Origin of the sequence: Agromyces mediolanus (assembly GCF_044917495.1) — a bacterium.
In the GTDB taxonomy this organism is placed as follows: Bacteria; Actinomycetota; Actinomycetes; order Actinomycetales; family Microbacteriaceae; genus Agromyces; species Agromyces mediolanus_B.
In genome coordinates this window covers 1-20,771 of sequence record NZ_JAVSSI010000010.1, presented here as the reverse complement: position 1 = coordinate 20,771, position 20,771 = coordinate 1, and the positions used below count along the sequence as shown (strand labels likewise).

Genomic DNA, 20,771 nt, shown 5'->3' with positions numbered 1-20,771 from the left:
CTCAGACCTCCCTGGTGGGCTTGACGACCTTCACGTACACCGCGACGATCACGATGACGATGAGGAAGGCGACGACCGACAGCGCCGAGGCGACGTCGACCTTGTGCTGGTTCTGGATGTACTTGAAGATCATCGTCATGATCGTGTCCGCGTCGTAGCCGGGGATCGAGCCGGTCATCACCTTCAGGATCGGCAGCGAGTTGAACACGTTGATGATGTTGATCAGCACGGCGACCGAGAGCGCGCCGCGCAGCTGCGGCAGCACCACGGTGAAGTAGGTGCGCGCCGGGCTCGCGCCGTCCATCTTGGCGGCCTCGATCGTGTCGCTCGGCACCGTGGCGAGGCCCGCGAGGATCGTGTAGGTCGTGAACGGGAGCGACACGAAGATGGCGATCACGATCGACCAGATGAAGGCGGTCGTGGGGTTGCGCGTCCAGCCGTAGCCCTCGGGGGTGTCGATGAGACCGACGTCGACGAGGAACTTGTTGATCACGCCGAAGTACGGCTCGAGCCCGTAGTAGACGACCATCGTCGTCATGACGACCGAGGCCGCCCAGGGGATGATCACGACGAGGCGCACGATGCGCCGCCCCGGGAACGCCTTGTTCAGGATCTGCGCGATGCCGAGCGAGATCAGCACGGTGAACACGACGACCACGACGACCCAGACGATCGTCCGCATGAAGATCGGCCAGAAGTAGGGGAAGGAGAACACCTCGACGTAGTTGTCGAAGCCGACGGACCCCTTGTCGAGGCCCGAGATCGAGATGTCGCGGGTGGAGTTGTAGAACATCACCCCGGCGGGGAACAGCACGACGCCGAGGATGAGGACGAGCGCGGGGGCGATCCACGGCAGCGACTTCAGGAGGTCGCGCCCGCCGGGCTTGCCGCGCGCGGCGCCGCCGGCGGCGGTCCCCCCGCGGCCCGCGCCCCCGGGACGGGGGCGGCCCGAGGCCGCCCCCGCAGGGTTCGATGACGTATCGGTTGTGGAGCTCATGGTGCGGTGGTCACCGAACCCTTCCGTGGTGAGTCGGGGCTCAGCCCGCGTCGGCCTGCGCCTGGATCTCGGTCAGGACGTCCTGCGCCGACTTCGTCTGGATCTGACCGAAGAGCGACTTGAACGCACCGTCCGTGGCGGACCACTTCGGGTTCGTCGACGGGTAGAACTGCGCGTCCGGCAGCACGTCGAGGAACGGCTTCAGCGCCTCTTCGCCCGAGAGCTTCTCGGCGCCCGACTTCGTGACCGGCAGGAAGCCCTCCGTCTGCACCCACGGCACGTACACGTCGGCCGAGTAGTAGTAGTCGAAGAACTTCGTGATGGCGTCCTTCTTGGTGTCGTCGTTCTTGAAGGCCATCAGCTGGTCCATGACGCCGAGGGTGAACGCCGAGCCGTCCTTGGTCGGGATCGGCACGATCGAGTAGTCGAGCTCGGGGTTGTTCTCCGCGATCTGGCCGACGGTCGGCGGGAGGCCGACCTGCATGCCGATCTTGCCCTGGACGAAGATGTCCATGAGCGGCGAACGGTTCGTCGAGCCCGGGTCGGCCTGCGTCGCACCGGCGTCGATCATCTTCTTGATCTGCTCGGCGCCCGGCAGGTTCGCCGGGTCGTCGACGGTGATCTTCGAGGCGTCGCCGAAGCTGCCCCCGCCGCCCCAGAGCCACACGGCCGCCTCGGCCTGCGCCTCCTCGGAACCGAGCGGCATGCCGTAGCCCGCGACACCGCCGCCGAGCTTCGAGACCTTCGTCGCCGCGTCGAGCAGCTCGTCCCAGGTCTTCGGCGGCGCGGTGACGCCGGCCTGCTTCAGCAGCGCGTTGTTCACGAACAGCGCGCGGGCCGAGGCGATGAGCGGCAGCGCGTAGGCGGTGCCGTCGACCTCCGCGTTCGCGAGGAACGCGTCCTGGAAGTCGGAGTACGTGTCGGACGACACGACGTCCTTCGCCGGGTAGAGCAGTTCGTCGGCCGCGAAGCCGGCGAAGGGCCCGCCGTTGTAGATGTCGGGCGCCTCTCCACCCTGGATCTTCGTGGCGATGACGGACTCGAGGTTGTCCCAGGACTGGACCTCGAGCTCGACCTTGATGTCGGGGTTCGCCTTCTCGAAGCCCGAGATGACGTCCTCCCAGAGCCCCTGGGTGTTGTCGGAGTAGCTCGGGACGAGCAGGTTCAGCGTGGTCTCGCCGGAGGCGTCGCCCCCGCTCGATCCGCCGCCGAAGCCGCACGAGGCGAGCGTCAGCGTCGCCGCGGCGGCCAGCGCAACCGCGCCGAGCCGGTGGGACTTCTTCATGTGTGCTTCCTCACTGTGTTGGTGGTGCACAGCCGCAGAACGCTTCACGCGACGGTGCGTGCATTCAGTCCGTCGGATGACGGGTGGTGAATGTCCCTCCGGAGAACCGATCAGTTCCACCCAGACGGTGCTCGAAATGATGGCCGCGGCCGTCGGCACCCGTCAAGAGGCGTCCCCGGATCGTTATCCGAATTTGTTTGGAAACTATACATACCGGCTCAATCAGCCACAACACCTCACTTGCTTGCGTTGACATGATTGCAACATGCATGAAACGATCATCCGCGAGCATCAATGCGTCGCCAGCTGCGCCGAAACCGACGCGGCCGACGACCGAGCACGGAGGAGCGACACGGTGACCGACCCCACCACCCCCCAGCCCGTCGGCGGCGCGCACATGGCCGCCGAACTCGCCTCGCAGCCGGAGACCTGGGCGCGCGCCGCCGGCCTCCGCGCCGAGCAGGCGCTGCTGCCCGGTGCGGGTGCACGGATCGCCGTCGTCGGCTGCGGCACCTCGTGGTTCATGGCCCAGTCCTACGCCGCGCTCCGAGAGTCCGGCGGCCACGGCGAGACCGACGCGTTCGCCGCCTCGGAGGCCTTCGTCGACCGCGGCTACGACGCCGTCGTCGCCCTCACCCGCTCGGGCACCACCACCGAGGTCCTCGAGCTCGTCGATCGGCTGCGCGGCCGCGTCCGCACGATCGGCGTCATCGGCGACGCCGATTCGCCCCTCGTCCCGCTCGTCGACGACGCCGTGCTGCTCCCCTTCGCCGACGAGCAGTCCGTCGTGCAGACCCGCTTCGCCACGACCGCGCTCGCGCTCTTCCGCGCGAGCCTCGGCGAGGACCTCGACGGCGCGATCGCGGACGCCGCGACCGCCGTCGACGTCGAACTCGACGCCGAGCTCGTCGACGCCGAGCAGTTCAGCTACCTCGGCCGGGGCTGGACGATCGGACTCGCCCACGAGGCCGCGCTGAAGATGCGCGAGGCCTCCCAGTCGTGGACGGAGTCGTACCCCTCGATGGAGTACCGTCACGGTCCGATCGCGATCGCCGCCCCGGGCCGGGTGACGTGGCAGTTCGGCCAGGCGCCGGACGGGCTCGCCGGCGACGTCGCGGCCACCGGCGCGCGTTTCGAGACGAGCACGCTCGACCCGATGGCCGACCTCGTCCGCGCGCAGCGCGTCGCTCTGGCTCGGGCCCGGGCGAAGGGACTCGACCCCGACCGCCCCCGGAACCTCTCGCGATCGGTCATCCTGAATCCGTGAACCGTTCCTCCGACCTCCCCGCCGTCGGCCCGGCCCCCGTGGGCGCCGGGCCGGCGGTGCTCGCCTTCGACGTCGGCGGCACCGACATCAAGGCGGCGCTCTTCGACGACGCCGGCCGCGTGCTCGGCCTGAGCCGCACGCCGACGCCGCTGGAGCCCGGCAGCACGGCCTCCTCCGTCACCCGGCGCCTCGGCGAGCTCGCGCGCGAGCTCCGCGCCCGCTTCCCCGACGTCGCCCCGGTCGCCGCGGGCGTCGTCGTCCCCGGCATCGTCGACGCCGAGCGCGGCGTCGGCGTCTTCGCGAGCAACCTGGGCTGGACGGACGCCCCGATCCGCGAGCTCGCCGCCCGCGAGATCGGGCTCCCCGTCGCCTTCGACCACGACGTCCGGGCCGCCAGCTGGGCCGAGCACCGGCTCGGCGCGGCGCGCGCCTTCGACGACGTCGTCGTGCTGGTGATCGGCACCGGCATCGCCGGATCGCTGATCCTCGACGGCCGCCCGCACACCGCCGGCGGCTACGCCGGCGAGATCGGGCACTCCCCCGTCGCCGACGGGCCGCGCTGCGCGTGCGGCGCGGTGGGATGCCTCGAGGCGATCGCGTCGGCCGGCGCCATCGCCCGCCACTACACCGAACGCTCCGGACGACCGGTCGACGGCGCCCGCGAGGTGCTCGCGCGCGCCGCGGCCGGCGACCCCGCGGCATCCGCAGTCTGGTCGGAGGCCCTCGACGCGCTCGCCTTCGCGATCGCCCAGCTCGCCGCGGTGCTCGCCCCGCGCGCCGTCGTCATCGGCGGCGGGCTCTCGCGCGCGGGCGATGGGCTGTTCGGGCCGCTCCGCGAGCGTCTCGACGCGCGGTTGAGCTTCCACCGCAGGCCCGAGCTCGTGCCCGCGGAGCTCGGCGAGGACGCCGGGCTCCTCGGCGCGGCGCTCATCGCCCGCGAGCTCGACGGAGCCGCCACGACGGCAGGGCGCGCGACGGACGGCGCGACGGACGAGGCGGATGCCGAGGCCGCCGGATGATCGTCACGGTCACCCCGAACCCCGCGCTCGACCTCACCTGGCGGGCGGCGCACGTCGAGCCCGGCGGCTCGCACCGCGTCGACGCCGCCCTCGTGCGCGCCGGCGGCAAGGGCCTGAACGTCGCCCGCGTCGCCCACGCCCAGGGCGAGCCGGTGCTCGCGATCACCACCGCCGGCGGGGCCGTCGGCGCGGAGTTCGCGCGCGAGCTCCGCGAGAGCGGCGTGCCCCACCGCCTCGTGCCCGTCGCCGCGGCGACCAGGCGCAGCGCCGCCATCGTCGACGAGTCGCTCGGCGACACGATGATCTTCAACGAGCGCGGCGAGAACCCGGCTCGGGCCGAGTGGGACGCGCTCGTCGGCGCGGTCGAGGACGCCGCGGCGAGCGCGCGCGTGCTCGTCGTGTCGGGGAGCCTGCCGTCCGGCGCCGACCCTGGCGTCGTGTCCCGACTGGCGGCGGTCGGCGCGCGGAACGGGGTCCCCCTCGTCGTCGACGTCTCCGGGCCCGGGCTCCTCGCGGCCGCGGATGCCGGCGCCGCGCTGCTGAAGCCGAACCGGGCGGAGCTCGCCGACGCCACCGGGCTCGACGACCCGCTCGCCGGCGCCCGGCTCCTCGTCGAGCGCGGGGCCCGCCGAGTGCTCTGCTCGCTCGGCGCCGACGGCATGCTGCTCGTGACCGCCGCGCCGACGGTGCTGCGCGCCCGCCTCCCGGAGCCGCTCGCGGGGAATCCGACCGGGGCCGGCGATGCCGCGGTCGCCGCGGCCGCGGTGCTGCTACGGGCCGACCCCGAGGTCGCCGACGAGCGGCTGCTGGTCGCCGCGGCCTCCTGGTCGGCGGCCGCCGTGCTCGCGCCCGGCGCCGGCGAGATCTCGCCGCGGCATCCGGAGCTCGCGGCCCGGCTCCTCCTCGACCGCCCCGCGCGGCTCTGACCCCGCCCCGCCCACCGAAAGGCCCCGCATGCCGCTCGTTCCCACCGCAGCGCTCGTCCGCGCCGCCGCAGCCGCCGGCACCGGCCTCGGCGCCTTCAACGTCATCCACCTCGAGACGGCCGAGGCGCTCGTCGCCGCGGCCGAGCGGGCCGGACTCCCGGTCATCCTGCAGATCTCCCAGAACTGCGCCGACTACCACGGCGCCCTCGAGCCGATCGGCCTGGCGACGCTCGCGGTCGCGCGGCGCGCGGCGACCCCCGTCGCCGTGCACCTCGACCACGCGGAGCGCGAGGAGCTCGTCGACGAGGCGATCGCGCTCGGCTTCGGCTCGGTCATGTTCGACGGCGGGGCGCTCCCCTACGACGAGAACGTCGCAGTCACCGCGCGGGTCGCCACGCGCGCGCACGCGGCCGGCGTGTTCGTCGAGGGCGAGCTCGGCGAGGTCGGCGGCAAGGACGGCGCGCACGCGCCGGGCGTCCGCACCGATCCGGCCGAGGCGGTCGCGTTCGTGGCGGCGACCGGCGTGGACGCCCTCGCGGTCGCCGTGGGCTCCTCCCACGCCATGACCGACCGTACGGCGGCCCTCGACCTGGAGCTCATCGCCCGGCTGCACGCGGCGCTGCCGGTGCCGCTCGTGCTGCACGGCTCCTCCGGCGTCGCCGACGAGGAGATCGCCCGCGCGATCGCCGCCGGGATGACGAAGATCAACGTCTCGACCCACCTGAACGGCTTCTTCACCTGCGCCGTTCGCGAGGTCCTCGACGCCGGTCCCGATATCGTCGATTCCCGGAAGTACGTGCGCGAGGGCCGCGAGGCCGTCGCCGGCGAAGCGGCCAGGATGCTGCGGAACTTCGCGCTGATCGAGGGGTGACCATGAATCGTGCCGAGCGGCTGAACGCGGTGCTCGACCTGCTCGCCGACGGCGGGCGGGTCGAGGTGGACGAGCTCGTCGAGCGGCTCGGGGTCTCGCCCGCGACCGCCCGTCGCGACCTCGACACCCTCGCCGAGCAGCAGCTGCTCACCCGCACACGGGGCGGGGCCGTGGCGCAGACCGTCGCCTACGACCTGCCGCTGCGCTACAAGAACCACCAGCACACCGACGAGAAGGAGCGCATCGCGCAGGCGGCGAGCGCGCTCGTGCCGGCCGGCGCGGTGATCGGGCTCTCGGGCGGCACGACGACGACGGCCATCGGCAACGCGCTCGCGAGCCGGCCGGACATCATGGAGTCCTCGCCCACGCCGAACCTCACCGTCGTGACGAATGCGGTGAACATCGCCACGCAACTCGCGACGCGCCCGCAGATCAAGCTCGTCGTCACGGGCGGGGTGCTGCATCCGCGGAGCTACGAGCTCGTCGGCAGCTACGCCGAGCAGGTGCTGAACTCGGTGACGGTCGACATCGCCTTCATCGGCGTGAACGGCATCGACCCGGTCACGGGCCCCACGACGCACGACGAGCGCGAGGCGGCCGTGAACCGGCTGATGGCGACGCGGGCCGGCCGGGCGGTGATCGTGGCGGACTCCTCGAAGATCGGGCGGACGGCGTTCGCGTCGATGGGCGGCTCGCGACTGTTCCCGCTCGTCATCACCGATGCGGGCATCACGGCGGAGCAGCGCGAGGCGCTCGCCGAGCAGGGCTACGAGGTGCTGGTCGCCGAATGAGCGCGATCCGAGCCGCGGCTAGGCTGAGCGCGTGAGCACCGCGCCCGTCGTCATCCACTCGGCCCGCCTCGTCACCGATGCCGAGACCACCCCCGACGCGTGGGTCCGGCTCGACGGCGGCGTCGTCGCCGCGCGCGGGCTCGGCGAGACCTGGCGCGAGGCGCTGCCCGCGGATGCCGAGCTCGTCGACGCGGCGGGCGGATGGCTCGCACCCGGCTTCATCGATCTGCACTGCCACGGCGCCGGCGGCGCCTCCGTCGACGACGGGCCGGACGGGATCGAGCGCACCCTCGCGGTGCACACCGCGCACGGCACGACCCGCTCGGTGCTCTCCCTCGTCACCGCGCCGGTCGAGGCCCTCGCCGAACGGCTGCGGGTGATCGCGGAGCGCGCGGAGCACGATCCGCGCATCCTCGGCTCGCACCTGGAGGGCCCGTTCCTCGACCACGAGTTCCGCGGGGCGCACGACCCCGAGCTGCTGCGGCGGGCGACGCTCGGCGACGTCAATCGACTCCTGGATGCCGCGAACGGCACCCTCCGTCAGATCACGATCGCCCCGGAGCACGAGGGCGCCCCCGAGGCCATCGCCCGCTTCGTCGACCAGGGCGTCGCGGTCGCCGTCGGGCACACGGGCGCGGGCTTCGAGGAGGCCCTCGCGGCGTTCGACGCCGGCGCCTCGATCCTGACGCATGCCTTCAACGGCATGCGCGGCATCCATCACCGCGCTCCCGGTCCGGTGGTGGCCGCGATGCACGCCGACCACGTCACGCTCGAGATCATCAACGACGGCGTGCACGTCCATCCGGACGTCGTGAAGCTCGCCTTCTCGGGGGCGCCGGGCCGGCTCGCGCTCGTCACCGACGCGATGGCGGCGACGGGCGCGGCCGACGGCGAGTACATCCTCGGCTCGCTCGAGGTGGTCGTGGCCGACGGGGTCGCCAGGCTGAAGCACGGCGGCTCGATCGCGGGCTCCACCCTCACCCAGGACGTCGCGCTCCGCCGGGCGGTGCTCGACTGCGGCATCCCCCTGAACGAGGCGATCGGCGCCCTGACCTCGACGCCCGCCGCCGCGATCGGGCGGGCGCACGAGCTCGGTCGTCTCGACCGTGGCTTCGCGGCCGACGCGGTGCTGCTCGACGATGAGCTCGCCGTGCGCGCCGTGTGGGGCGCCGGGCGCGCCCTCGTGCCGTTCACCGACTGACACACCGTCCTCGCCGGCCCGGCGCAGCGGCCCGGCTCGGCCGAGTCGTGCGATCTTCGCGCCGTCGCGGACGTTCTCCCGCCCTGCGGACATGTACAGGTGACGGTCCGAGACGACGTGAGGATGGACACGATGGATGACTCGCAGCTCGATTCGCTGCTCCGGGACGGCGCACCGGCGATCGCGGCCCGCTCCGCGCGACTGCACGACGCGCTCGGCGCGGTCGGCGCCGAGGCCCGGCGCACCCGGGCGCGCCGCCGGAGCTGGGCGCTGACCGCGGGCCTCACCGGTGCGCTCATGGTGGCGGGTACGGGCGCCGCGGTGGCCTCGCCGGAGGTCCGGCAGTGGCTCGGCTGGGAGCCCGATCGCACGATCGAATACCTGAGCACCACGGGCGACGCGTGCACGGCCGCGTTCCGGCTCGGCTACCAGCAGAAGCACAACGGGCTCCTGCACACCGAGGCGGAGGTGTACGCGGTGGCGATGGCCGCCGCCGACCGGCTCGATCTGACCCCCGGGAGCATCGCCCGGCTGGTCGCGGCCGAGCGCGCCGAGCTCGAGACCGCCGACCCGGAGTCGCCGTGGCTCGCGCTCGACCCCGAGCAGTTCGAGGACTGGACGGTCGCGGAGGCGCTGCGCGCCGCGCTCGACCGGGGCTTCGCCGACGCCGGGATCGTCCGGGTCGACTTCGATCTCTCGGTCGTGTGCGACAGGTCCGGGCGGTGAGCCGTCGTTCCGAGCGCGAGCGGCGGGTCGAGGCCGCCGTCGCGACGAACCTCGACGATCTCCTCGCCTACGCGGAGCGCCGCGTCGCGAACCGCGCGGATGCCGCAGACGCGCTCGGGGACGCGCTCGAGATCGTGTGGCGGCGCAGCGCGAAGCTGCCCGCGGAGCCGCTCGCGGCCCGCAAGTACCTGTTCGGCGTGCTGCGGAACGTCATGCTGAACACGAATCGGGCGAACCGGCGCGGCAGCGTCGCCGTGCAGCGGCTCCGGGCGGAGCTCGCCGTCGCACCCCGGCCGGACTTCGAGGTCCGGCTCGACGTCCAGGCGGCGGTCGCGGCGCTGCCGGCGGCGCAGGCGGAGCTCGTCCGGCTCGTGCACTGGGACGGGTTCTCGCTGGCGGATGCGGCGGAGCTGCTCGGGCTGAACGCCTCGACCGCGCGGGGGCGGTACGCGACGGCGCGCGCGGCGTTGCAGGCCGCCCTCACCGAGCAGGACCGCCCGCTGGTCCGCTGAGCCCGTCGAAGCGCGCCGGGCTCCCCTCGACGAACTCCGGGAACCACGGCCGGGGGCGCACCCGGTGGACCGGGTTCGGAGGCGTGTTCCCCATCGCCTCCGAAGCCCGGCCGGGTACCGGACCGGGCTTCCCCCGCCCGGTCCAGAGCCTCCGCGCGGTGGGGATCTCGCCGGGGTTCGGGTCTCCCGGCGCCGCGATCCGTGCGGATGCCTTCGCTGAACAGATGCGATCCTGACGCGATCATGACGCGGTTTTCAGAGAAATCTGCTGAAATGCTGTGACCCGATCATTTTCCGCGTCATGACGCGGCTGCTTCACCATCTCTCGATCGGGCCTGCATGCGATGCGCCCGGGAGGAGGATGACGATGCGGAACGCAGTGAGCGAGGTCTCGGACCTCGACCTCGTCGACCAGACGAGGCAGGGCGACTCGGCCGCCTACGCCGAGCTGTGGCAGCGGCACGCGGCATCCGGCCGCACCGTCGCGCGCTCGTACAGCAGCCTCGACCCGGACGACCTCGTCTCCGAGTCCTTCACCAAGATCTACGACGCGATCCTCGCGGGCGGCGGCCCGCGCGGCGCGTTCCGCCCGTACCTGTTCACGACGATCCGCAACACCGCGGCCGGCTGGGGCCGCGCCCGCCAGGAGACGAACCTCGAGACGCTGGAGTCGTTCGAGGATCCCGACTCGAGCGAGCAGGCCACGCTCGACGCGCTCGACCGCGGCACCACCGCGCAGGCGTTCCGCTCGCTCCCCACGCGGTGGCAGGAGGTGCTCTGGTACTCCGAGGTCGAGCAGATGACCCCGGCGCAGATCGCCCCGCTCGTCGGCATGAGCGCCAACTCCACGGCGGCGCTCGCGTACCGGGCCCGGGAGGGGCTCCGGCAGGCTTGGATCCGCGCGCACCTGAAGTCCGCGAGCGAGCCGGAGTGCCGCTGGACGATCGACCGTCTCGGCGGCTACGCGCGCGGCAAGCTCGGGCGTCGTGACACGGCGCGACTCGAGCAGCACCTCGACGGCTGCGCGAAGTGCACGATCGTCGCCGCGGAGGCGAAGGACGTCGGCTCGCGCCTCGCGCTCGTGCTGCTCCCGCTGGCCGCGGGGATCGGCGGCGCCACCGCGTACTCCGCGTGGCTGCAGCAGCACACCCCGATCGCCGACGTCGCGATGGGCGTCGGCGGGGCGGGGCTCGCGGCGGGCGTCGCGAGCACCGGGGCCGGTGCGAGCGGCGCGTCCGCGGCCGCTGGCGGTGGCACTGCCGGCGGTGGCGCGGCGGGTGGCGGCGGAGCGGCAGGCGGCGGGGCCGCGGCCGGCGGCGTGGGAGCCGCGGGCATCGCGGTCGGCGCCGGAGTCGGCGCGCTCGTGCTGACGGCGGCGGTCGTCGCCGCGGCGGTCGTGCTGCCCGGGCTCACCGCCGGAACCCCCGAAGGGCCGCCCGTGGCGGAGGCGCCGGCCGCGGCCGCGCCCGTCGACGGCGGCGACGCGCCGCCGCTCGTCTCCGACCCCCAGCCGCCCGCCGTCGTCCCGCCCGTCCCGCCCGCCGTCGACGCTCCGCCCGCGGACGACGAGCCGCCCGTCGCGGATCCGCCGGCGACGGTCCCGGCCGAGCCATCCGCGCCGCCCAGCCCGAAGCCGACGCCAACGCCGAAACCGACGCCGAAACCGACCCCGACGCCGACTCCGACGCCTGAACCGCCGGATCGGGTCGCGCTCCCGCCGTCGGTCGACGACGACGTGGACACGGGCGACGGGCTCGTCTTCCCGCGCCTGCGCGGCACCGCCGAGCCCGGGGCGACCGTGACCGCGACGCCCGTGCGCCAGGAGATCGCCGTGTTCGCGAGCGGCGGCGACGGTGCGGCGCCCGCCGCGGACGGCTCGGTGAGCACCGTCGCGGGCCCGGACGGACGCTGGATGCTCGAGCTCACGACCCTCCCCGCCGGCGACAGTCAGGTCGCGGTCACCCAGCGCGACGTCGCGGGCAACACCTCCGAACCGACGACGGTCCCGATCTGGCTCGACGCCCCCGCGCTGTTCTACAGCGACCTCGTCGGGATCGTCTGGTTCGCCCTCTTCAACGGCCGGCCCGACGCGACGATCGAGGTGCTCGCCGACGGACGCGTCGTCGACCGGCTCGTGCTCGGCGAGGGCGGCTGGACCGAACGCCGGTACGAGGGCCTCGTCCAGGATCCCTCGTCGATCGCCGTGCGCTACGTCCTCGACGACCGCTCCGGCGCCCTCGCGCCCGGGGTCCGCGCGTGGGGCGAGGCCGGCGGTCTCGCCGCCGACGGGGCCCTTCCCGAGTCGGGCGCCGTCGATCCGATCGTCCCCGAGGAACCCGGTACTCTGGCCGGATGACCTCCGCCGCCGACCTTCCCCCCGCGCACCTGCACCACTGGGTGCTGACCCTCGTCTGCGTCGACGGACCGGGCATCGTGCACGCGGTGAGCGGGGCGATCGTCGCGGCGCGCGGCAACATCACGGAGAGCCAGCAGTTCGCGAGCCTCGACACCGGTCGCTTCTTCATGCGGCTGCAGGTGGAATCGCCCGCCGACCGCGCCGAGGTCGAGCGGGCCATCCTGCCGGTCACCGAGCGCTACGGCATGGAGTGGCACCTCGACGAGGTGGCGCGCCCGCTGCGCACCCTCGTGCTCGCCTCCACGGCCGGGCACTGCGTGAACGACCTGCTGTTCCGCCAGCGGGCCGGGCAGCTGCCCGTCGACATCCCGCTCGTGCTCTCGAACCACGGCACGCTCCGCGACCTGGTCGACTTCTACGGCGTCCCCTTCGAGTCGCTCGCGGTGACGAACGCCGCGGAGAAGGCGGCGTTCGAGCGCCGCGTGCTCGAGGCCGTCGAGGAGCACGACATCGAGCTCGTCGTGCTCGCCCGGTACATGCAGATCCTCTCGCCCGAGCTGTGCGAGGCCCTCGCGGGTCGGTGCATCAACATCCACCACTCGTTCCTCCCTGGCTTCAAGGGCGCGAACCCGTACCGGCAGGCCCACGCGCGCGGCGTGAAGCTCATCGGCGCCACCGCGCACTTCGTCACGAGCGACCTCGACGAGGGCCCGATCATCGAGCAGAACGTGGTCCGGGTCGACCACTCGCGATCGGTCGCCGAGCTCGTCGCGATCGGCCAGGACGAGGAGAGCCGAACCCTGAGCCAGGCGGTCAAGTGGTTCGCGGAGCGGCGTGTGCTCGCCGACGGGGCGCGCACGATCATCTTCCGCTGAGCCCCGGGCCGGGCTGCGCGGGCCGGGCTGCGCGGGCCGCGCGGCGCGGGCCGCGCGGCGCGGTGGGAGGAGATTCGGACCGTGGGAGGCCTCCGGCCGGGCCTCGGGCCTCCCGCGGCGCGAGTCCCCTCCCGCGGCGCGGGGTCGGGGCCGGGGCCGTGGCCGCCTCGTGGCGCGACTAGGCTTGATCGACGTGAACGCCCCCAGCTCCGCCCAGCCGAAGATCGGCTTCAACGACCTCCTCCGATTCGTCCTCGAGCTCTTCGCGATCGTCACGCTCGGCATCTTCGGATTCGTCGCGTTCCCGCTGCCCTGGCCCGGGGTGCTCATCGGCATCGGCGCGCCGCTCTTCGCCATCCTGCTGTGGGCGCTCTTCCGCTCCCCGAAGGCGGTCTTCGCCGTCGACCCGTTCGTGAAGGCGCTCGTCGAGATCGCCGTCTTCTCCTCCGCCGCCGTGGCGTGGTGGCTCATGGGTCAGCCGATCGTCGCGATCGTCTTCGCCGTCGTCGCCGCGGTGAGCGGCGTGATCAACGGCCGCCGGGAGTTCTCCGCCTGATCCGGCCGAGGCCGCACGGGTCGTGCGCCCGAGCGCGCCACGACGGCGGGTCCCGGGCGCAGCGCTCCCGCCGCGCCCGGATCCCGTCTCAGCGCGCGTCGGCGGCGATCCGGGGCTCCGGCTCGTCCGCCAGCGCGGCCTCGGCATCCGGCTCCGCGCCGCCGGCGGTGCGGAAGTGGCCGAGCACCGACAGGAGCACCCCGCCGAGGGCCCAGGTGCCGAGGACGAGCCAGGGGAAGCCGGTGTCCGCGGCGGGGAAGTACGAGAGCTCGCGCACGAGCGTCGCGGCCGCCCCCGGCGGGAACCATTGGCCGACGTCGCCCCAGGGAGCGGGCAGGAACTCCTTCGGCATCGCCGCTGCCGACATCGGGTTCGCGATGAGCAGCATCACGACGGGCCCCACGGCGATGCCGGCGCGGCCGATGAGCGCGACGAAGCCCGTGATCGGCGCGGCGATCGCGGCGAGGGCGAGCCCGATCGCCGCCGCGTTCGCCCAGTAGTCGCCCTGGAGCGAGCCGAACCAGCCCTGGAGGATGCCGGCGAGCACGGCGCCGCCGACCACCGCGTAGAGCAGCACGGCGTAGACGCGGCGGATGGCGCCGATGACACCGAGCGAGATCGCGATGCCGCCGAGCATGCCGCCGAGCACGAGCGGGAACATCGCCGCGGTGAGCCCCGTGCCGCGCGGATCGGCCTCGGCGAGCGGCACGACGTCGGTCACCGGGACGTCGATGTGCGCGGGGGCGGCCGGTGCGCCCGCCGCGGCCGCCGCGGCAGCGGCCTGCGCGTTCACGCCCTCCTCGAGGGTGCCGGCCACCCCGCCGAGGAGTTGCGCGACCACGGGGCTCGCGGCGGAGGAGGTGAGCACCTCGGGCGACGCGCCGAGCACGATCGCGCCGTACGCCTCGCGGTGCTCGATGGCCTCGACGGCGGCTGCGCGGTCGTCGACCTCGGTGAACGCGATCGCGCCGGGCTGCGCCTCGTCGACCGCCTGCTCCGCCGCGGAGACGGCCTCGGCGGGTCCGGCGACAGCGATCGGCAGCTAGTGCGGGTCGGCGGTCACCGAGGGCCAGGAGAAGGCCAGGACGATGACGGCGACGACCGCGGCGAGGGCGAGCCCGATCGCCGTGGCACGGCCGATCGAGGTGGGGTGGACGGCGGGGTGCGCCATGATGCCTCCATGAAAAACGAATGTTCGTTCTTTATGGTGCGCTCGCTTGCTAGGGTTGTCAAGAACGAACGTTCTGTATGCGCGGACCGACCTTCCGGCGCCGCCGCGGACGAGCACGGGGCGCGGCGGACGAAGGGGTGCAGATGCCGAAGGTCAGCGAGGAGCACCGCACGGCGCGCCGCGACGAGATCCTCGACGCCGCGCTCCGCACCTTCTCGGCGAAGGGGCTCGAACGCGCCTCGATGGCCGACATCATCGCCGAGTCCGGTCTCTCCGCCGGGGCGATCTACGGGCACTTCGCGGGCAAGCGCGAGCTCATCGCGGCGGTCGCCCAGCGCACGCTCGGCGCCCGGCGGGCCGAACTCGAGGCTGCGCAGGCCGGTGGAGCGCCGCTCAGCCCGGCGGAGGTGCTCGGGCTGCTCCTCCGCGGCATGCGCGCCTCGTTCGACACCGGGCTCCTCGTGCAGCTCTGGGCCGCGGCCGCCACCGACACCGAGGTCGGCGAGGCCGTGCGCGGCCCCGTCGCGAGCATCCGGGCGACGTTCACCGAGGCGATGCGCCCGTGGTTCGAGGCGCACGCCGACGCGCACGGAGCATCCCCAGCGGAAGCCCTCGCCCGCTGCATCCCGCTCGCGATGGCGCTCGGCCAGGGATTCATGATCCAGCGGCAGCTGTTCGACGACTTCGACGAAGAGCGCTACCTCGCGATGGTCGCCGAGGTGCTCCCGCACTGACCCGGCGCCGGACGGCTGCGCCGACGCCCGCCGGGCGCCCGGCGCCCCGAGCCGCCCGGGCGGCTCGCTCCGGCTAGATGCCCTGCCAGGCGGGCTTGTTCGCCCACGCGTGGCGGTAGTACGCCGTCTGCTGGAGCTTCGACGCCGCAGCCTCGTCGACGACGACTGTCACGTGCGGGTGCAGCTGGATCGCGGAGCCCGGCTGGCTCGCCGAGACCGGCCCCTCCACCGCCGCGGCCACCGCATCGGCCTTCGCCTCGCCGAAGGCGAGCAGCACGAGGTGCTTCGCCCGGAGGATCGTGCCGATGCCCTGGGTGATGCAGTGCATGGGCACGTCGTCGGGCGAGTCGAAGAAGCGGGCGTTGTCGGCCCGCGTCGGCTCGGTGAGCGTCTTCACCCGGGTCAGCGAGGCGAGCGAGGAGCCCGGCTCGTTGAAGCCGATGTGCCCGGTGCGGCCGATGCCGAGGATCTGCAGGTCGACGCCGCCCGCCGCGGTGATCGCGGCCTCGTAGTCGGCGCCGGCGTGCTGGACCTCCGCCGGGTCGCCGTTCGGCACGCGCACGAGCTCGGGGGTGAGCCCGAGGGGCTCCACGACCTCGCGGGTGATCACCGCGCGGTAGCTCTCGGGATGCCCGGCCGGGAGCCCGACGTACTCGTCGAGCGCGAAGCCGCGCACGCCGCGCACGTCGATGCCGTCCTCGGCGATCCGGCCGGCGAGGGCGCGGTAGCTCGCGAGGGGGGTGGAGCCGGTCGCGAGCCCGAGCACCGCGTCGGGCTTGCGGCGGATGAGCTGCACGATGGCATCGGCGACCAGGGCGCCCGCGGCGTCCTGGTCGGAGACGATCACGACTTCGGCCATAGCTGTTCTCCTACGAGCGCGGCGCCGACGGCGGCCGCGGGGAATCCGAGGGGGATGACCCGCACCCGTCGGGCGAGGTCCAGAGAGTCGAGGAACGCCGATTCGGCGGACCACTCCCCCAGGATACGGTGCACCCCAGCCTCCAGCCGGCCACCGAGCGCGGCGAGCCCGCCGCCGATGACGAGCTGCTCGACGTCGGCGGTGAGGACGAGCGCGCGGACCGTCGCCGCGACCCCCTCGAGGAAGCGCTCGCGCACCGCGAGGGCGCGCTCGTCGCCCGCGTCCGCGGCGTCGAAGAGCTCCTGCGCGGGCAGCGGATGCCGGCTCGGCCACATCCGCGCGATCGCGGAGCCGGAGGCGATCGTCTCGAGGCATCCGCGCTGCCCGCAGGCGCAGCGGACGCCCGCCGGGTCGACCGGGAGATGACCGACCTCGCCGGCGACGCCGCTCGCGCCGCGCAGGAGCACGCCGCCCAGCACGATGCCGGCCGCGAGTCCGGTGCCGAGGTTCACGTACGCCATCGACGACGCGGACTCCCCCGCGGCGGCGAGCAGGTGCTGCGCGCCGAGCGCCGCCGCCTTCACGTCGTTCTCCACGCGCACCTCGACGCCGAGCCGGTCGCTCAGGCGCGGACCGAGGTCGAGCCCCTCGACGCCGAGGTTCACGGCGTGGGCGACCCGCCCGGTCGCGGTGTCGACGGCCCCGGGGATGCCGATGCCGATCGAGCTGAAGCCACCCGCCGGGGCGCCGGCGAGCTCCCGCATCCGCTCGGCCGTCGCGAACGCGGTCTCGAGCACGCCCTCGGCGCCGATCGCCGTCGGGATGCGGAGCATCTCGCTCAGCGCGTCCGCCTCGTCCAGGGCGATGGCGGCGGTCTTGGTGCCGCCGATGTCGATGCCGAGCCTCACGCGAAGCTCGCGGGGGTCGCCCGGCCCGCCTCCTCGACGAGCCCGATCACGGCGTCGCCGACGAGACGCGAGGCGCCGAAGGTCGCGACGTCCGCGTAGCGCCGGTCGTCCGAGGGCCAGCCCATGTCGAGCGCGACGACGTCGGGTCGCACGGAGCGGAGCGCGTCGATCGCCGCGCGGGCGAAGCCGTGCCGGTGCAGATCCTTGCCGATGACGAGGACCGGTCCGGGGAGCGCCGCCCAGTCCGGCTGGGCCTCGCCCTCGGCGAGCCGCTCCCGGCGCGCGAGGCTCACCCAGCCCGGCTGCGCGGCCTCCGCCTCCGCGGCGAACACGCCCCAGGGCGCCTCGCCGATCGCGATGTTCGCCTCCGTCTCGACGCGCACCACGCTGCCGACACCGCCGGCGAGCACGGTCCGCGCGGCGTCCGAGACCTCGAACGCCGGCACGAGCTCGGCCGCGCTCGGCATCCGCCCGATCGCCGCGCCGGCCGCGACGGGCGCCGCGAGCGACAGCTCCGCGAGGGCGCGGACGCGCGCGGCCGCCTCGGCGACGCGGGCCGCGTCGAGGCGCCCGTCGGCGACGGCCGCCTCGACCGCGACGACGATCGACTCCAGCTCGGCGTCGTCGTTGTCCGAGCCGATGCAGAGCAGGTCGCAGCCGGCGACGAGGGCGCGCACGGCCGCCTCGGGGATGCCGTGCACGCCGCTCGCCCCCTGCATGTCGAGGGCGTCGGTGACGATGACGCCCTCGAACCCGAGCTCCCCGCGGAGCAGGCGATGCAGGATGTGCGGGGAGAGGGTGGCCGGGTTCTCCGCGTCGAGCTGCGGCAGCAGGATGTGGCTCGTCATGATCGTCGCGGTGCCCGCCGCGACGGCGGCGCGGAACGGCACGAGCTCCCGCGTGCGGAGGGTCTCGAGGTCGACGTCGACGACCGGGAGCGCGAGGTGCGAGTCGGTCGCGGTGTCGCCGTGCCCCGGGAAGTGCTTCGCGCTCGCGGCGACGCCCGTCGACTGGATGCCGCGCACCCACGCCGCCGTGTGCCGCGCCACGAGCTCGGGGTCGCTGCCGAAGCTGCGCACACCGATCACGGGGTTGTCGGGGTCGGAGTTCGCATCGGCGTCCGGCGCGAAGGTGAGCGTGCACCCCGTCGCCGCGAGCGCCTCGCCGACGGCCCGCGCGACGCTCTCGGTGAGCGCGACGTCGTCGAGCCGGCCGAGGAGCGCGTTGCCCGGGTAGGGCGCCCCGCGGTCGTAGAAGAGTCGCGTGACGTCGCCGCCCTCCTCGTCGATCGCGATCACCGCGGCGGGGTTCGCGGCGCGGAGCGAGGCGTTCAGCGCGGCGAGCTGCTCCGGGGTCTCCACGTTCATGCCGAAGAGGCATACGCCGCCGAGCCCGTCGGCGAGCCTGCGGAGCAGCCACTCGGGCGCCACGGGGCCGTCGAAGCCCGGCAGCAGGGTCGTCAGGATGTCCCGGCGCAGCGTCTCGGCCGCGGCGGGACGGATCTGCTCGCTCATCCCTTGACGGCTCCGCTCACGAGCCCGCTCGTCATCCGGCCCTGCACGATGAGGAAGAAGACGATGACGGGGATGGCCATGAGGGTCGAGCCGGCCATGATGGCCGCCCAGTTCGTGGTGCCGTTCGCGACGAGGAAGGTGCGCAGCCACACGGGCAGCGTCATCATCTCGGGGCGGGCGTTCAGCACGAGGGCCATGATGAACTCGTTCCAGGCCTGGATGAAGCCGAAGACGCCGGTGGCGATGAGGCCGGGGGCGAGCAGCGGGAAGGTCACCCGCCAGAACGCGCCCGCCCGCGAGCAGCCGTCGATCATGGCGGCCTCCTCGAGCTCGACGGGCACGCCGTTCACGAATCCGCGGAGCGTCCAGATCGTGAACGGGAGCACGGTCGCGATGTACACGATCGTGAGGCCCGCGATCGTGTTCAACAGCTGCCAGCCGTCGATGACCCGGAAGACCGAGACGATCATCGCCTCGCCCGGGATCATCTGGATGACGAGGATCGCGAGGATGAAGGCGCGCCGGCTCTTGAACCGGAAGCGGGTGACCGCGACCGAGGCGAGGAAGGCGAAGAGGAGCGCGATGATCACGGTGAGGAGCGTCACGATGAGCGAGTTCGCCGCGGCGGGGAGGAAGGGCGTGCGGCCCGGATCGAAGATCACCGTCTCGTAGTTGCGGAGGGTGAAGTTGTCCGGGAAGAAGTGCACGTCGGAACCGCGCACCTCGTTGTTCGGCTGGAAGGAGGTGTTCACCATCCAGTAGACCGGGAACACGAACAGCACGAAGAGCACGACGGAGAGCGCCGAGAGCAGCCACGTCGTGACCCGGCGGCGGCCGCCGCCGCGGCGGGCGCGGTCCACCGAGCCGGGCGCGGTGACCGCGCGGGTGGTGGGGGTGACGGCGGCGCTCACAGCTCCTCCTCCTTCAGAACCTGGCGGATGTAGTAGATCGAGATCGCCATCAGGAGGACCGCGGTGATGACGGCGATCGCGCCGCCGTGCCCGAAGTCGCCGCCGGCGATCGAGGTCTGGTAGATGTACACGCCGAGCGTGTTGGTCTGGGAGCGGATGCCGCCGATGTCCTGCAGCGCGAAGATCTGCGTGAACACCTTCAGGTCCCAGATGACCTGGAGCATCGTGACGATCATGAAGATCGGCTTCAGGTACGGGAAGATGATCAGCCGGAAGCGGGCGAAGCCGCCGGCCCCGTCGAGCTGGGCCGCCTCGAGCACCTCGCCGGGCACCTGCGTGAGCCCCGCGTAGAGGGTGAACGCCGCGAAGGGCACGGCGCCCCAGACGATGATGATGCCCGCGACCATGAAGAAGCTCAGCGGGTCGATGAGCCACTGGTGCTGGTGAAACTCCTCGAGCCCGAAGACGTTCACGAGCGTGTAGTTGATGACGCCGTAGGCGGTGTCGAACATCCAGCCCCACACGATGGTGGCGGTGAGCGCCGGCATCGCCCAGGCGAGGAGCATGCCCACGGTGAGGAGCATCCGGAAGCCCTTCGGCAGCCGGACGAGCATGAGCGCGATCAGGGTGCTGAGGGTCATCGTGACGATGACGCAGGCCGCGGCGAAGGCGATCGTCCGTAGCAGGACGCCGTAGAAGACGGGATCGGTGAAGACGTCGACGTAGTTGTCGAACCACACCCAGTTCGGCGGGGCGCCGAACACCTGGGCCCGGCCGAACTCCTGGAAAGAGGTGATGATCAGCTGGACGAGCGGCCAGCCGACGATCGCGGCCAGCACGATGATGGCCGGCGTGATGAGTGCGTACGGGGTGAGGCCGCCGCCGCGGCGACCGCGCCGCTGGGGTTTGCCGCCGCCCGGTGCGACGAGTCGCTCCCCCTCGACGGCGCTCGGGGCGGCCGGGTCGAGGTCCTGATCGACCGTGGTCATGCTGGTACTCCTGAAAGATCGAGGGATGTCCGGGGGCGGGTTCGGGTCTCGCCCCCGGGATCGGGGCCGGCGTCGTGTGTGGTGGACCCCGGCCCCCCCCCGGGTGGGGGGGGGCGGGGGGTTTTGGGGCCCCCCCCCCCCCAAAAAGCGGGGTTTCAAAAAAAACCTATGTTTGGTTTTTCAAATATTTTTTTTTTTTTTATATATTATTTTTTACCAACAAATCGACTCTTAAAAAAAAAAAAAAAACAAAAAAAAAAAAAAAAAAAAAAAAAAAAAAAAAAAAAATCTTTTTTCTTTATT

21 protein-coding genes are annotated in these 20,771 nt (G+C 72.9%); 12 read left to right on the top strand and 9 right to left on the bottom strand.

The annotated features are described in order from the left end of the window. Position 1: 1 nt before the first annotated feature. A complete protein-coding gene (locus ROT00_RS14140) occupies positions 2-997 on the bottom strand; it encodes a carbohydrate ABC transporter permease (protein ID WP_404775670.1) in 996 nt (331 codons plus the stop codon). A gap of 40 nt (positions 998-1,037) precedes the next feature. Then, positions 1,038-2,282, bottom strand: a complete 1,245-nt coding sequence (locus tag ROT00_RS14135) for an extracellular solute-binding protein (RefSeq protein ID WP_404775669.1) — start codon at positions 2,280-2,282, stop codon at positions 1,038-1,040. Between the two features lie 397 nt (positions 2,283-2,679). Between ROT00_RS14135 and ROT00_RS14130 the strand changes: the two genes are divergently transcribed. The 11 genes from ROT00_RS14130 (at position 2,680) to ROT00_RS14080 (ending at position 13,382) form a co-directional block, all read left to right on the top strand. Beyond that, positions 2,680-3,549: an SIS domain-containing protein gene (locus ROT00_RS14130; RefSeq protein WP_404775771.1), complete on the top strand. Its 870-nt coding sequence runs from the start codon at positions 2,680-2,682 to the stop codon at positions 3,547-3,549. Next, complete coding sequence (locus ROT00_RS14125) at positions 3,546-4,568, top strand: ROK family protein (RefSeq protein WP_404775668.1); 1,023 nt, start codon at positions 3,546-3,548, stop codon at positions 4,566-4,568. Before ROT00_RS14130 ends, ROT00_RS14125 begins: the two co-directional genes overlap by 4 nt. Further along, on the top strand, positions 4,565-5,494 hold the full coding sequence (locus ROT00_RS14120; protein WP_404775667.1) for a 1-phosphofructokinase family hexose kinase: 930 nt from the start codon (positions 4,565-4,567) through the stop codon (positions 5,492-5,494). Before ROT00_RS14125 ends, ROT00_RS14120 begins: the two co-directional genes overlap by 4 nt. Positions 5,495-5,522: 28 nt before the next feature. Continuing rightward, positions 5,523-6,365: a class II fructose-bisphosphate aldolase gene (locus ROT00_RS14115; RefSeq protein ID WP_404775666.1), complete on the top strand. Its 843-nt coding sequence runs from the start codon at positions 5,523-5,525 to the stop codon at positions 6,363-6,365. Between the two features lie 2 nt (positions 6,366-6,367). Further along, on the top strand, positions 6,368-7,156 hold the full coding sequence (locus ROT00_RS14110; RefSeq protein WP_404775770.1) for a DeoR/GlpR family DNA-binding transcription regulator: 789 nt from the start codon (positions 6,368-6,370) through the stop codon (positions 7,154-7,156). Between the two features lie 31 nt (positions 7,157-7,187). Further along, positions 7,188-8,357, top strand: a complete 1,170-nt coding sequence (gene nagA / locus ROT00_RS14105; protein ID WP_404775665.1) for an N-acetylglucosamine-6-phosphate deacetylase — start codon at positions 7,188-7,190, stop codon at positions 8,355-8,357. Positions 8,358-8,489: 132 nt separating this feature from the next. After that, positions 8,490-9,083, top strand: coding sequence for a hypothetical protein (locus tag ROT00_RS14100; RefSeq protein WP_404775664.1), 594 nt, complete (start codon positions 8,490-8,492; stop codon positions 9,081-9,083). Continuing rightward, complete coding sequence (locus ROT00_RS14095) at positions 9,080-9,595, top strand: sigma-70 family RNA polymerase sigma factor (protein ID WP_404775663.1); 516 nt, start codon at positions 9,080-9,082, stop codon at positions 9,593-9,595. The genes ROT00_RS14100 and ROT00_RS14095 overlap by 4 nt, the downstream gene beginning before the upstream one ends. 367 nt (positions 9,596-9,962) lie before the next feature. Further along, positions 9,963-11,951 (top strand): sigma-70 family RNA polymerase sigma factor, encoded by a 1,989-nt coding sequence (locus ROT00_RS14090; RefSeq protein ID WP_404775662.1) that lies wholly within the window; start codon positions 9,963-9,965, stop codon positions 11,949-11,951. Next, positions 11,948-12,826, top strand: coding sequence for a formyltetrahydrofolate deformylase (purU, locus tag ROT00_RS14085; RefSeq protein ID WP_404775661.1), 879 nt, complete (start codon positions 11,948-11,950; stop codon positions 12,824-12,826). The genes ROT00_RS14090 and purU overlap by 4 nt, the downstream gene beginning before the upstream one ends. A gap of 193 nt (positions 12,827-13,019) precedes the next feature. Next, the gene (locus ROT00_RS14080; protein ID WP_404775660.1) at positions 13,020-13,382 is read left to right on the top strand and encodes a YrdB family protein; all 363 of its coding nucleotides are present in this window, start codon (positions 13,020-13,022) and stop codon (positions 13,380-13,382) included. A gap of 88 nt (positions 13,383-13,470) precedes the next feature. Here ROT00_RS14080 and ROT00_RS14075 read toward each other — a convergent pair whose 3' ends face one another. Continuing rightward, positions 13,471-14,271 carry a hypothetical protein gene (locus tag ROT00_RS14075; protein WP_404775659.1) on the bottom strand — a complete coding sequence of 267 codons (801 nt, stop codon included), beginning with the start codon at positions 14,269-14,271 and terminating at the stop codon, positions 13,471-13,473. Between the two features lie 153 nt (positions 14,272-14,424). Then, positions 14,425-14,553: a hypothetical protein gene (locus tag ROT00_RS14070; RefSeq protein WP_404775658.1), complete on the bottom strand. Its 129-nt coding sequence runs from the start codon at positions 14,551-14,553 to the stop codon at positions 14,425-14,427. Positions 14,554-14,696: 143 nt separating this feature from the next. Between ROT00_RS14070 and ROT00_RS14065 the strand changes: the two genes are divergently transcribed. Then, positions 14,697-15,287, top strand: a complete 591-nt coding sequence (locus ROT00_RS14065; RefSeq protein WP_404775657.1) for a TetR/AcrR family transcriptional regulator — start codon at positions 14,697-14,699, stop codon at positions 15,285-15,287. Positions 15,288-15,360: 73 nt separating this feature from the next. On the opposite strand, the gene nagB is transcribed toward ROT00_RS14065, so the two are convergent. Genes nagB through ROT00_RS14040 form a run of 5 tightly spaced genes read right to left on the bottom strand, consistent with a single transcriptional unit; the run spans position 15,361 to position 20,468 of the window. Further along, positions 15,361-16,146 (bottom strand): glucosamine-6-phosphate deaminase, encoded by a 786-nt coding sequence (nagB, locus tag ROT00_RS14060; RefSeq protein WP_404775656.1) that lies wholly within the window; start codon positions 16,144-16,146, stop codon positions 15,361-15,363. Then, a complete protein-coding gene (locus ROT00_RS14055) occupies positions 16,131-17,054 on the bottom strand; it encodes an ROK family protein (protein WP_404775655.1) in 924 nt (307 codons plus the stop codon). The genes nagB and ROT00_RS14055 overlap by 16 nt, the downstream gene beginning before the upstream one ends. Then, positions 17,051-18,568 (bottom strand): glycoside hydrolase family 3 protein, encoded by a 1,518-nt coding sequence (locus ROT00_RS14050; protein ID WP_404775654.1) that lies wholly within the window; start codon positions 18,566-18,568, stop codon positions 17,051-17,053. Before ROT00_RS14050 ends, ROT00_RS14055 begins: the two co-directional genes overlap by 4 nt. Next, positions 18,565-19,479 (bottom strand): carbohydrate ABC transporter permease, encoded by a 915-nt coding sequence (locus ROT00_RS14045; protein WP_404775653.1) that lies wholly within the window; start codon positions 19,477-19,479, stop codon positions 18,565-18,567. Before ROT00_RS14045 ends, ROT00_RS14050 begins: the two co-directional genes overlap by 4 nt. Further along, complete coding sequence (locus ROT00_RS14040; protein ID WP_404775652.1) at positions 19,476-20,468, bottom strand: carbohydrate ABC transporter permease; 993 nt, start codon at positions 20,466-20,468, stop codon at positions 19,476-19,478. Before ROT00_RS14040 ends, ROT00_RS14045 begins: the two co-directional genes overlap by 4 nt. Positions 20,469-20,771: the final 303 nt, after the last annotated feature.

Excerpts from the sequence above, each read along its gene's own strand:
- ROT00_RS14110 (WP_404775770.1), top strand. The coding sequence starts at position 6,368 with ATGAATCGTGCCGAGCGGCTGAACGCGGTGCTCGACCTGCTCGCCGAC.
- ROT00_RS14100 (WP_404775664.1), top strand. The coding sequence starts at position 8,490 with ATGGATGACTCGCAGCTCGATTCGCTGCTCCGGGACGGCGCACCGGCG.
- ROT00_RS14050 (WP_404775654.1), bottom strand. The coding sequence starts at position 18,568 with ATGAGCGAGCAGATCCGTCCCGCCGCGGCCGAGACGCTGCGCCGGGAC.
- ROT00_RS14090 (WP_404775662.1), top strand. The coding sequence starts at position 9,963 with ATGCGGAACGCAGTGAGCGAGGTCTCGGACCTCGACCTCGTCGACCAG.
- ROT00_RS14115 (WP_404775666.1), top strand. The coding sequence starts at position 5,523 with ATGCCGCTCGTTCCCACCGCAGCGCTCGTCCGCGCCGCCGCAGCCGCC.
- ROT00_RS14140 (WP_404775670.1), bottom strand. The coding sequence starts at position 997 with ATGAGCTCCACAACCGATACGTCATCGAACCCTGCGGGGGCGGCCTCG.
- ROT00_RS14130 (WP_404775771.1), top strand. The coding sequence starts at position 2,680 with ATGGCCGCCGAACTCGCCTCGCAGCCGGAGACCTGGGCGCGCGCCGCC.
- purU (WP_404775661.1), top strand. The coding sequence starts at position 11,948 with ATGACCTCCGCCGCCGACCTTCCCCCCGCGCACCTGCACCACTGGGTG.
- ROT00_RS14070 (WP_404775658.1), bottom strand. The coding sequence starts at position 14,553 with ATGGCGCACCCCGCCGTCCACCCCACCTCGATCGGCCGTGCCACGGCG.
- ROT00_RS14065 (WP_404775657.1), top strand. The coding sequence starts at position 14,697 with ATGCCGAAGGTCAGCGAGGAGCACCGCACGGCGCGCCGCGACGAGATC.
- nagB (WP_404775656.1), bottom strand. The coding sequence starts at position 16,146 with ATGGCCGAAGTCGTGATCGTCTCCGACCAGGACGCCGCGGGCGCCCTG.
- ROT00_RS14135 (WP_404775669.1), bottom strand. The coding sequence starts at position 2,282 with ATGAAGAAGTCCCACCGGCTCGGCGCGGTTGCGCTGGCCGCCGCGGCG.
- ROT00_RS14120 (WP_404775667.1), top strand. The coding sequence starts at position 4,565 with ATGATCGTCACGGTCACCCCGAACCCCGCGCTCGACCTCACCTGGCGG.
- ROT00_RS14040 (WP_404775652.1), bottom strand. The coding sequence starts at position 20,468 with ATGACCACGGTCGATCAGGACCTCGACCCGGCCGCCCCGAGCGCCGTC.